At 44.5% G+C, this 11,291-nt stretch carries 13 protein-coding genes and 1 other RNA gene; 10 read left to right on the forward strand and 4 right to left on the reverse strand.

Annotation, left to right across the window (positions count from 1 at the left end):
* Positions 1–45 precede the first annotated feature (45 nt).
* Positions 46–366 (forward strand): helix-turn-helix domain-containing protein, encoded by a 321-nt coding sequence (locus JKY90_01625; GenBank protein ID MBL4850969.1) that lies wholly within the window; start codon positions 46–48, stop codon positions 364–366.
* A 142-nt stretch (positions 367–508) separates the two neighbouring features.
* Positions 509–1,159, forward strand: coding sequence for a GNAT family N-acetyltransferase (locus tag JKY90_01630; protein MBL4850970.1), 651 nt, complete (start codon positions 509–511; stop codon positions 1,157–1,159).
* A 440-nt stretch (positions 1,160–1,599) separates the two neighbouring features.
* Here JKY90_01630 and ahpF read toward each other — a convergent pair whose 3' ends face one another.
* Together ahpF and ahpC are read right to left on the reverse strand one after the other, a co-directional pair.
* Complete coding sequence (gene ahpF, locus JKY90_01635; protein ID MBL4850971.1) at positions 1,600–3,192, reverse strand: alkyl hydroperoxide reductase subunit F; 1,593 nt, start codon at positions 3,190–3,192, stop codon at positions 1,600–1,602.
* Positions 3,193–3,291: 99 nt separating this feature from the next.
* Complete coding sequence (gene ahpC / locus JKY90_01640) at positions 3,292–3,855, reverse strand: alkyl hydroperoxide reductase subunit C (GenBank protein ID MBL4850972.1); 564 nt, start codon at positions 3,853–3,855, stop codon at positions 3,292–3,294.
* Between the two features lie 512 nt (positions 3,856–4,367).
* Here ahpC and ffs point away from each other — a divergent pair.
* The 6 genes from ffs (at position 4,368) to JKY90_01670 (ending at position 8,779) form a co-directional block, all read left to right on the forward strand.
* Positions 4,368–4,464, forward strand: an RNA gene (gene ffs / locus JKY90_01645) — signal recognition particle sRNA small type.
* Positions 4,465–4,534: 70 nt separating this feature from the next.
* A complete protein-coding gene (dnaX, locus tag JKY90_01650; protein ID MBL4850973.1) occupies positions 4,535–6,358 on the forward strand; it encodes a DNA polymerase III subunit gamma/tau in 1,824 nt (607 codons plus the stop codon).
* Positions 6,359–6,416: 58 nt separating this feature from the next.
* Positions 6,417–6,740 carry a YbaB/EbfC family nucleoid-associated protein gene (locus JKY90_01655; GenBank protein ID MBL4850974.1) on the forward strand — a complete coding sequence of 108 codons (324 nt, stop codon included), beginning with the start codon at positions 6,417–6,419 and terminating at the stop codon, positions 6,738–6,740.
* Positions 6,741–6,863: 123 nt separating this feature from the next.
* Entirely contained in the window at positions 6,864–7,616 is a 753-nt protein-coding gene (locus JKY90_01660) for a hypothetical protein (GenBank protein ID MBL4850975.1), read from the forward strand.
* A 126-nt stretch (positions 7,617–7,742) separates the two neighbouring features.
* On the forward strand, positions 7,743–8,339 hold the full coding sequence (gene recR / locus JKY90_01665; GenBank protein MBL4850976.1) for a recombination protein RecR: 597 nt from the start codon (positions 7,743–7,745) through the stop codon (positions 8,337–8,339).
* Between the two features lie 14 nt (positions 8,340–8,353).
* The gene (locus tag JKY90_01670; protein MBL4850977.1) at positions 8,354–8,779 is read left to right on the forward strand and encodes a hypothetical protein; all 426 of its coding nucleotides are present in this window, start codon (positions 8,354–8,356) and stop codon (positions 8,777–8,779) included.
* Here the strand turns inward: JKY90_01670 and rsgA are convergent.
* Positions 8,762–9,661, reverse strand: a complete 900-nt coding sequence (rsgA, locus tag JKY90_01675) for a ribosome small subunit-dependent GTPase A (GenBank protein MBL4850978.1) — start codon at positions 9,659–9,661, stop codon at positions 8,762–8,764. The two genes, JKY90_01670 and rsgA, sit on opposite strands and share 18 nt — an antisense overlap.
* A 58-nt stretch (positions 9,662–9,719) precedes the next feature.
* Between rsgA and orn the strand changes: the two genes are divergently transcribed.
* A complete protein-coding gene (gene orn, locus JKY90_01680) occupies positions 9,720–10,265 on the forward strand; it encodes an oligoribonuclease (GenBank protein ID MBL4850979.1) in 546 nt (181 codons plus the stop codon).
* A gap of 65 nt (positions 10,266–10,330) precedes the next feature.
* The gene (locus tag JKY90_01685) at positions 10,331–11,008 is read left to right on the forward strand and encodes a M48 family metallopeptidase (protein ID MBL4850980.1); all 678 of its coding nucleotides are present in this window, start codon (positions 10,331–10,333) and stop codon (positions 11,006–11,008) included.
* A 32-nt stretch (positions 11,009–11,040) separates the two neighbouring features.
* Here JKY90_01685 and JKY90_01690 read toward each other — a convergent pair.
* A partial coding sequence (locus JKY90_01690; protein MBL4850981.1) for a hypothetical protein occupies positions 11,041–11,291 on the reverse strand: 251 nt, incomplete at its 5' end.

An 11,291-nucleotide genomic window follows, 5' to 3' on the forward strand; every position in this document is an offset into this window, starting at 1 on the left:
AAAGGATTTGGACTTAGCAAAAAAGCGAATGAAAGAGGTTTCAAAATGAGCAGATCAACACTAACAGATTTTAAAAATAAAGCACTTTCTAAAGCTGCTGTTAATAAAGAGTATCAATCTCTAGCCCCAGCCTATGCATTACGTAAAAAGCTCATCGCACTTCGCCAAAAAGCGGGGTTAACCCAGGAGCAGGTTGCTGATGTACTGCATACACAGAAAAGCAATATTTCTAGGCTAGAGAATGCAAACTCAGTTAATTCTCCAAAATTATCAACGATTGAGCAATACGCTGATGCAGTAGGTTATGACGTTGAAATTAAATTCACGCCAAAAAGAGCACATAACAAGTCAATAAACCGGACGTAAAAAACACGCCGGTTATTTCAAACGTTATGCGGCTATAAAATTATTCTTACCTAGCTCGTCAGTTGTGAAGTAGTTTCTTTGGTTTAGTGTTTTTATTTGTGCTTGTGTGTAAAGCCAGGCAATGTGTTTTTAAGAGGAAAGTATGGTGCAAGTGAAGATTCGGCCTGCGCAGAACAAAGACATCCCTTTCCTTGGTTGGGTAATGTTTACGGCTGCGCGTTCTCACCTCGCCGAGTCGCCTTGGGGTGTGATTTTTCATGAACCCGAAGCGCGAACCCGAATATTGTTGGAGCGTATGTCTCAAATTCCAGCTCTGCCTTGGTCCCACGTTTCGAGATTTCGGATTGCTGAGGTGGGCGGGGCGCCCGTTGCTGCCATGTGTGGGTTTGTACCCGTGGTTGAGGGTTCTCCTATTTTGGCCGAATTAGAGCTTGGCGTTGCGAAACAAGAATTCAACTATTCCGCAGAACGTTTGGCCGGAGTCCTCGATCGCCTCACGGTTGCGACGTTAGGATTTCCCGAGGATCTGCCCGATATTTGGGGGATCGAAAATGTTGCCGTTCTGCCGAAATTTCGTGGCAAAGGGATACTTGATCGCCTGTTCATGCACGTTCTTGAAGAGGGGCGGAAAAAAGGTTTTAAACGGGTGCAAACTTTGTGCCTGATTGGTAATGAGCGGGGCCAACAAGCATTTGAACGCAACGGATTCAAGGTGTTGTCCCAGAAGACAAACCCGGTGTTTAATGAGCTGTTTGGAACTCCCGGTGCTAAGTTGCTTGTTCAAGATTTATGACCGACTTGATCGCGACAGTTAACATCTGCGATGGGAATGAAATGAACGCTGGAATCGGTGATCTCGGATTCAAAAAGAGAGCAGTTTCTTGTGAGTTAGTACAAAAATATTTGATCACTATAGTATTGGTTAGCGTCTTTACAGCGCTATTTTTTAGAGCTGCATTTGTTCCAATGATCGGGTAAGGTTTAGGGCTGGTTGTTGCATTTTTTGGTGGCACGCGTGTTCTGTGGCTTTGCTCAAAAGAAACGTCGCATAATGCGGTCTTAGCACTCTTTGATAAAGTTCAGGATTTTGTTTGATATCTCAAAAAAGAGCAAGAAAGCGACACAATCGTTTTGAAGAACGGAAGTGAGTTTATATAGAAAAGACAGGTGATGTTTGTATGAAAAATCCGCTATGGCTTTCACCATAACGGTTTTTTCATGCTTATCAGTCTTCTAGGCGGCTTTATCTTCCACTGTCTCTTCAGGTGCTGAGGTGCGAATCAAGTGGTCGAATGCGCTCAGTGCGGCAGTAGAGCCAGCGCCCATAGCGATAATGATTTGTTTATAAGGGACAGTGGTGACATCACCTGCGGCCATAACGCCGGGTATGGAGGTTTGGCCACGATCGTCGATAATGATTTCTCCGCGTTTACTCAGCTCAATATCACCTTCGAGAAATTCGGTATTAGGAAGCAAACCGATTTGTACAAAAATACCTGCTAGCTCAACTTTATGTGATTCATTTGTTGTGCGATCGGTATAATTAAGACCATTGACTCGCTCGTCATCACCAAGCACCTCAGTGGTTTGAGCATTCATGATGATGTCGATGTTCTTCAAAGAACGTGCTTTACGTTGCAGCACTTCGTCTGCTAACAGTTTGTCGGCAAATTCTAATACGGTGACATGCTCGACAATGCCAGCGAGGTCGATAGCAGCTTCGATACCGGAATTACCACCACCAATAACAGCAACACGTTTGCCTTTAAACAACGGCCCATCACAATGTGGACAATAGGCAACGCCTTTGCCACGATATTTTTGCTCACCAGGCACGTTCATTTCACGCCAACGTGCGCCAGTGGCCAAAATCACGGAACGGCTCTTTAGTACGGCACCACTATCGAGTGTCACTTCAAGGTATCCAGAGTTTTTTATTTTATCGGTAAGTTTGCTGGCTTTTTGGCCTTTAACGAGATCGACGTCATAGTCGAGTACGTGTTGTTCAAGGTTGGCTACCAGTTTCGGGCCTTCAGTTGCTTTAACAGAAATGAAGTTTTCGATGCTCATGGTGTCCATTACCTGGCCACCAAAACGATCGGCGACGATGCCAGTACGAATGCCTTTACGTGCGGCGTAAATGGCTGCTGATGCGCCGGCTGGACCACCACCGACAATGAGCACATCGTAGGGGGCTTTATCTGAGAGTGCTGCCGCTTGCTTTTTGGCTGCGCCGCTATCAACTTTATTGAGAATATCTTCAATCGCCATACGGCCTTGGCTAAAGGGTTCACCATTGAGGTAGATGGCGGGTACGGCCATGATGTTGCGTGATTCAACTTCGTTTTGAAATAACGCACCGTCGATCATGGTGTGTTTAATCTTTGGGTTGAGTACAGCCATTAGGTTTAATGCCTGAACAACCTCGGGGCAGTTTTGGCATGACAGAGAAATATAGGTTTCAAAGCTTAACTCTGCATCTAGACCTTTAATTTGATCTTGTATGGCTTGTTCGACTTTAGATGGGTGACCACCGCTTTGCAGTAGTGCCAATATTAATGAGGTAAATTCATGCCCCATAGGAATGCCAGCAAACTCTACGCGTGCAGCTTCGCCTTTTGGGCCAATGGCCATTAAGGGTGCGCGGCCTTCAGAGTCGGTGCTTTTGCTTAGTGTAATTTTTTCTGATAGCTGGGCAATTTCAGTTGCCAGGCTAAGTAATTCTTGCGCTTTGGTGCTGTCATTAACGGACACAGTAATCTCAATCGGATTGACGAGGTTTTTTAAATAGGTGTCCAGTTGCGTTTTAATTGTTGCATCTAACATATTCGTCTCCTTATAAAACTGTGTATGCACTGAGTCATAGAGAAACACAAGCCAGTCACGTTACTGCTATGGCTGGCTTGTGCTTTACCTTAAGTGAACTTAGATTTTACCAACCAGATCCAGTGATGGAGCCAAGGTTGCTTCACCCTCTTTCCATTTAGCTGGGCAAACTTCACCTGGGTTTGCTGCTACGTATTGTGCTGCTTTGACTTTGTTTAGCAATTGTTCTGCATCACGACCAATACCTTCAGCAGTGACTTCCATGGTTTGAATAACGCCGTCTGGGTCGATCAAAAACGTACCGCGATCTGCCAGACCTTGCTCTTCACGCATGACTTCAAAGTTGCGCGTAATTAAGCCAGTTGGATCACCAATCATGGTGTACTGGATTTTGCCAATGGTGTCAGATGCATCGTGCCAGGCTTTGTGGGTAAAGTGAGTGTCGGTAGAGACTGAAAAGATTTCTACGCCACGTTTTTGGAACTCTTTGTAATGATCGGCCATATCACCAAGTTCAGTCGGACAAACAAAGGTGAAGTCGGCAGGGTAGAAAAAGAATATAGCCCATTTGCCTTGAACGTCTTTGTCAGATATATCGAAGAATTCACCTTGCTTGAAAGCGCTGGCCTGGAATGGTTTGATTTGTGTATTAATTAACGCCATGTGTCGATTTCCTTAAGAGAGTTTAAAATTTAAAAAAACTAAAAAATTTGTCTACGGGGCAATATTAATAAAATCTATTAAATTAATAAAGTTAATAGTTCCTATTGTTATGATAGAAAAAAACTATTACCATGGCAAATGGACTATTACTGGTTAAAACTAAAAGAGGCTAAAACTGAGATAGTTAATTTTATTAAGGTGTTTTAGCGTGCAGCCTGCCTCGGAATACACACTAATAAGGTGTCATTCACATATTAGGCGGTGTATCACCAGCTAAATTTGAAAGAAGCATGTTTTTGCAATCAATCAGTGTCTAGTAAACGCTGGGAAGTCTAGGATGGTTAAAAGGCTAGGGAAGTCACCGCAGTGCTGTACACATCTAATTGGGTTTTTATGCGGTCTTTTATGATGTTACTTTATAATAATCAATAGATTGTAGCTGAGTGCCAATTAAAGCAATCACAGAGAAGAGGTTGATCGCGTATAATGCCTGGTTTGGGTTTGGCGGCTCGCGCTTGTCTTCTCGCAACGTTATATTGTGAACCCCGTCAGGCCTGGAAGGGAGCAGCGGCAGCAGTGGACACGTGTGTTGGGGTCAGGCGGGCGCGAGTTGCCTCTTACCTTATTTCCCTTATTTCAGTAGCGTTGCAGCTACTACCGAGACCGTTAATATAGCGCAATGAGTTATCAGGTTCTGGCACGCAAATGGCGGCCACGGTCGTTTACCGAACTCGTCGGTCAAACGCATGTGGTGACGCCGCTTACCAATGCCCTTAAACAAAAGCGGGTTCATCACGCTTTTTTATTTAGCGGCACCCGTGGTGTCGGTAAAACCACTATCGCCCGCGTTTTCGCCAAGGCGCTCAATTGTGAGACAGGTGTTACGGCTGAGCCTTGTGGTCAGTGCAGTGCCTGCACTGAAATTGATGAAGGTCGTTTTATCGATTTGATTGAAGTGGATGCGGCATCACGTACCAAGGTCGATGACACCCGTGAGTTGCTTGATAACGTGCCCTATGCGCCATCACGTGGGCGCTACAAGGTGTACCTCATTGATGAGGTGCACATGCTCTCTAAACACAGTTTTAATGCATTATTGAAAACACTGGAAGAACCGCCACCGCATGTGAAATTTTTGCTGGCGACGACTGACCCACAAAAATTGCCGGTCACCGTATTATCACGCTGTTTGCAGTTTAATCTCAAACGCTTGCCCTTAGAGGCGATTAGTGGCCACTTAGAAAAGATACTCAAAAGTGAAGGCATTGAATTTGAAACAGCCGCTTTAACGCAAATTGCTGCTGCGGCCGAAGGCAGTGTGCGTGATAGTTTGAGTTTGCTTGATCAGGCTATTGCGTTTTCTAATGGCAAAATACTCGCCGATGATGTGCGCAGTATGTTGGGCTCAATTAGCCATGACTATGTGGTGTCTCTGCTTGAAGCCTTGGCTAATGCCGATGCTGCACGTTTATTAGAAATTGTCGGCACCTTGATGGAGCAGGGTGCTGATGCCAATGCCGTGCTGGCTGAGTTAGTTAGCAGCCTGCACTTAATTGCTATGTTGCAAGCGCATCCACAATTAAACGATGACCGTTTAGCAACACGGACAGAACTGAGCGCATTTACCGATCGTATCGGTGCTGAAGATGTTCAACTATTTTATCAAATCGCTATTATGGCGCGACGCGATATGCCTTATGTACCCGACACACGTAGTGGTCTTGAAATGACCTTGTTACGTATGTTGGCCTTTAAGCCAGCAGAGCGTGGCGCTGCTGTTGTGACCGCGACACCAGCAGAAAGTGATAGCTCGCAACAGGTTTTATCGACACCACAGCCAGCGCCTGTTTTTGATCAAGCGCAGCCCAGATCAGCAGCAGATGCAATGGCAATGGCCACTGCCTCAAAAAAAAAGTCAGTAGCTCACGTAAGTCCGACAAGCCCGGCTAAGTCTAGCCCTGTACCTGACGCAGACACAGCAGTGCAACTTACTACACACCCGCAACCCATTAAAGTAGAACAATTTAAGCCTCAGCCGGTCAAACCCAAGCCAGTTAAGCCCGGGCCAGTTAAACCGGAACAAGTCAAACAGCTTGCGCCTGATGTGTCGGTAGTGATTGATACAGCCATTAATGAATGGGAAACAATTGTTGAGTCGTTAGGCATTGAGGCATTGGTGCGTGAATTGGCAATGAATTCTGTACTACAGAGTCATAACAATAGCGTGTTTAATATTACACTCAATAAGTCACAGCCACATTTGAATAATGAGCGTTTAGAGAAGCGGCTTGAGCAGGCGTTGCAACAGCGCTTTGGTAAAACAACCAAGTTAGTGGTTGCGCTAGGTGTAGCGGTTAATACACCCGCTGCCATCGTTAAAGCGCGTTATGATAAAAAAGTAGATAAGGCACGTATTGCATTAGAGAATGACCATACTGTGCAACAATTGAAAGAAGTGTTTGGTGCAGAAATGCAGCAGGATTCGATACGCCCGGTTGAATAAACGTGCTAGGAGTGAACGTAACAACTAATTTTATTAGCTTAAATGAAAAGGTGAAAAAATGATGAAAGGTGGAATTAGTGGTTTGATGAAACAAGCGCAAAAAATGCAAGAGAACATGCAAAAAGCGCAAGAACAACTAGCAGAGATGGAAGTTGACGGCAAAGCTGGGGGCGGCTTGGTGAGCGTTGTCATGACTGGTCGTCATGATCTACGTAAAGTCACCATTGATGACAGTTTAATGGATGACAAAGAAATGCTTGAAGACCTGATTGCTGCGGCAGTGAACGATGCCGTGCGTACAGTTGAAACGACAACCAAAGAAAAAATGGGCGCAGTGACCGGCGGCATGAATTTGCCTGCTGGTATGAAGATGCCATTTTAGGAGACCGTCAATCATTTAGCCGATAACTTAGCTAAGTTTAGTTAAACGATCAAACCGGCCAATTTAATCCGGCTTCACAGTACACCATAAAAATATAAGACACTAAACTTGGAGATCATGATCATGAATAAATTATTTAGCATATCCTTACTAGTCTTGGCATTATTGTTGTCACTATCCACTCACGCACTTAGTCCTGCTGGGCAACGTAATATTGATTTGCTAACTAATGGTGGTCCAATTAGCATCCGTAATGCAGCCAAGAGCATTTATAATACGGGGGAAAGAGATCAGCAGGTACTAGACGTTCTCGCTGAAGTGCTGCTTGAAAGCTACCAGAAACCCCCGTCTCGCGACCAGGTAGACGCTATGTCCTGGGCCTCTAAGGCGCTGGGCAGATCTGGCAATGCGCGATACCGGGATACGCTAGAAGAAGTTGCTAGCAACGGTAGCCACCGCAAATTAAGAAAACATGCCAAAAAATCACTTCGCCATCTGGATAAGGGGACAGTAGAGCAATATACAAAGGGCAGCGCATCGCTTGCCGCTGCATCAGAAAACAGCGCCGAAGAGCCAAGTAAGCCAGCAGCAACAGTGGCCTCTACAAAAAGCAGCACAAAGGAGCCCATCACCATCATTAGGCCAGGAATGGGGATGGCAGAAGTCTATGATCTCGCCGGAGAGCCCACTGCAAGAATCTCTCATGAAACCGGGAAACGGTGGATTCCCTTTAATTTCAAAGGAGCTGATAATGTGAGAACTATTGCCCTTTATAAAGGACAAGGCCGAATAATATTTGCCAATGAGTCCAATTATTCATCAGGGTGGAAGGTTATAGACATACAGTTAAACGAAGAAGAATCAGGCTACCCTTAGGGGCTTATCTCTGGTTTTATTTATGAATGTGCGCCATGACATATTTCTTAAATATGTTAGTGGTCAATCTTCTGTGTGTGCCTTCGGGGTATTTTACTTAGGCTTAATCATGGCTTCCATAACTCTATGAAGTATTCCCCACTTATTACTCAGTTGATCGACGCTTTGCGTTGCTTGCCTGGCGTTGGGCCAAAATCGGCACAGCGCATGACATTTCATTTGCTGGAGCGTGACCGACAAGGTGCCAACCATTTGGCCAATATACTGTCACAAGCAGTGGAAAAAGTTGGCTATTGCAGCAAGTGTCGTACGCTTAGCGAGGTGGAGTTATGTAATATTTGTAGCGATGTGCGGCGCGACGCGGCGCAGCTTTGTGTGGTTGAAACCCCAGCAGATGTTATCGCTATTGAAGAGTCTACGGCGTTTAAGGGTTTATATTTTGTGCTAATGGGGCATTTGTCACCGCTTGATAATATTGGCCCTGACGATATTGGCCTGGACTTACTAGACAAGCATTTAAGCGGAGGTACGATACAAGAAGTTATTCTTGCTACCAACCCCACCGTTGAAGGTGAGGCAACCGCTTATTATATTAGTGAAATGGTGCGAGCCCATGAACTTAAGGCCAGCCGCATTGCCTACGGTGTGCCCTTTGGTGGCGAGCTGGAATATGTCAATACCGGTACGCTGGCGCATGCTTTTGCTGGACGTCTGCAGCTTTAACAAGAACCTTTAATATGAATTTTTCTGGCCCAGTTTTACTTTCAATTTTTACCTATTTTTTAATGTTGCTGGCCTACCGCTACCGCAGAAAATTATGGTTTCATATACCCGTTATGAGCGCGATAGTTGTTTATGATATCTGTATGCCATTTTATCTTTACTCGACGCGTGATTGGTATCGCCGCCTGATTGAACAAGAAGAGATTTTCTCAATGATGATCTGGACACATATCATGTTGTTGATCACATTATACGTGTTGTATGCTTTGCAGATTATTGCTGGCCGTCAATTATTGCAAGGCAATAATGAGGCGCGGGAGGATCATTCAGCGCAAGCCAAAGGTATATTAATCACACGTGCCTTCGTGATTATTACTGCGATGATGCTAGTTGAGCCAGAACGCCCCGTAGAAGTGATCGCATTATTGATCGCTGGCTAGGACGTTGTACGTTGCAACATAACTGTTGTAACGTAATTCACTGACTTGTTTGCGATCTACAGCTAACTTAATGCCGCAAACGGGTTCATTTAAGTGACGACAGTTGTGAAATTTACATTCGTCAGTATGCTGTTTGAATTCGATATAGCAGGCTGCCAGCTCATCTGCGGCAAGATCCCACATTGAGAAATCACGCACACCAGGGGAATCAACCAGATAACCGCCCGCTGGTAGGGCGTACAATATCGTTGTGCTGGTTGTATGACTGCCTTGGTCACCGTATGCGGTCAATTTGCCAGTAGCAATGGTTACATTCGGTAAGATCGCAGTAGCAAGCGATGATTTTCCTACGCCTGATTGACCAACCAGCACACTGACCTTATTTTTTAGTGCATCACGTACCACATTAAGTCCGGCCTGATCGTTTTGGCTTACGCTCAGAACCTGATAACCAATATCGCGATAGACAGCCATTAATTTCTCAATACCTTCGCTAGCATCGCCTTTAATAAGATCAAGTTTGGTCACCAATAAAACAGGTGTAATACCTTGTTGTTCTGCAATGGCGATATAGCGATCAATAAGAAATTGATCGTAATATGGTTTTATGGTGAAAGTGATAACCACTTGATCAAGGTTTGCCGCGATCTCTTTGACCAGCTTAATATTTTTGCGTTGTGCTAAGACGTTTTTACGTGGTAGACGTTTGGTGATAATGCCGTATTTATCAGTGCCTTCTTGCCATTCAACGTGATCGCCAGCGATGGCGGCATTTTTTGATTTACGTTGATGGCAGGTAATTATAGTGCCATCTTCTGTCAACACCTCTGCGGTAGCACCGTGGCGCATGATGACCAGACCGGTATTATGCAGTTTAGACATGCTTTACACGGTCGCTTCTAGTCTTTGCTAGAATAGCCAAAATTATTTGTGAGAACTTATTGTGAAGAATGATAATAACCTGATCTGGGTTGACCTGGAAATGACAGGGCTCGATACCGATAATGACTGTATTATTGAAATTGCCACTATTATAACCGATGGCGAATTAAATATATTGGCAGAAGGGCCGGTAGTGGCTATTCATCAACCCGGTTCTCTGCTCGACCTTATGGATGAATGGAATACACGGCAACATGGTGGCTCAGGTCTTACAGAGCGTGTTAAAGCCAGTAATGATACCGAGCAAACAGCGACAGATAAAACTCTCGAATTTGTTAGTCGCTATGTTGATATGAATAAATCGCCCATGTGCGGTAATAGCATCTGTCAGGACAGACGTTTCATGCACCGTTGCATGCCCGATCTGGAAAAATATTTCCATTATCGCAATCTTGATGTCAGTACTATTAAAGAGCTAGTCAAACGCTGGAAGCCTGAAGTGGCAAAAGGCTTTCAAAAAAGCTCAGAGCATTTGGCGATGCAAGATGTTCGCGATTCTATTGCCGAGCTTAAATTTTATCGAGAAAATGTGTTTTCGATTTAAGGGTTACTCTTATTTACAGGTTTTTTAGTTTGCAAAAAATAAATAGTCATCGTAATCACTCGACAATAACGATTTCAAATATTTCTGTAGAGGTGGTCCGCAAAAATATTAAAAGCCTGCGTTTAACGGTATACCCTGAGGGAGGCAGAATCAGGTTATCTGCACCACACCATGTTAGCGACGAAGATATTCGTTTAATGTTGGCTTCACGTGTGTCATGGATTAAACAAAAACAAGCGAACATTGAACAACTTCCCAGATACGTTGAGCCGCAGTATGTTTCGGGTGCATATCACAGTTATCGAGGTAAACGCTATTTACTTAAAGTTGTTGAGCGACAGGGTAAACATGAGCTGGCTTTAGATGGCGACAAGATAATCATTTATGTACGCCCGAATACGAGTAAAGAAAAACGTGCCTTGGTATTCGACCGTTATTATCGTCAGCAATTAGCCACTGAAATATCGTGCTTGCTAAAAATATGGCAGCCGATCATTAAAAAGCCAGTGAATTTTTGCGGCATTAAAAAAATGAAAACCAAATGGGGAAGTTGCAATATCACAGATAAGCGCATTTGGTTAAGTTTAGCTTTAGCTAAGAAACCGGCAGCATGTCTTGAGTATGTATTAGTTCATGAAATGGTGCACCTGCATGAGCGTTACCACAATGCGAATTTTCGGCGCCTTATGGACCAATTTTTACCTGGCTGGCGCTTAATGAATGATATCTTGCAAGGTAGATAAACATGTATTTTATAAAAATATTTTCTTGGTCTTCAATGGCTATGGTCATGACCGTCGTCTGCGGGCATGGTATTAGTGTTGCCTGAATCCGCATCGCTGCTTGCTGCATGATTGTCATGACTTTCTTGCGTATTTTGATCGGCAGCGCCATGCGCATGATCGTGACCATCGCCCTCGACCTTGGGCAGTGATATCACGCCTATGCCGTAGCGATAAACCACTTCACCACCATGCCAGGCAGTGGATGCTAAAACAGCACCCGCGATTGCTATACAAAGCACAA

The sequence above is a fragment of the Gammaproteobacteria bacterium genome (assembly GCA_016765075.1).
GTDB lineage: Bacteria > Pseudomonadota > Gammaproteobacteria.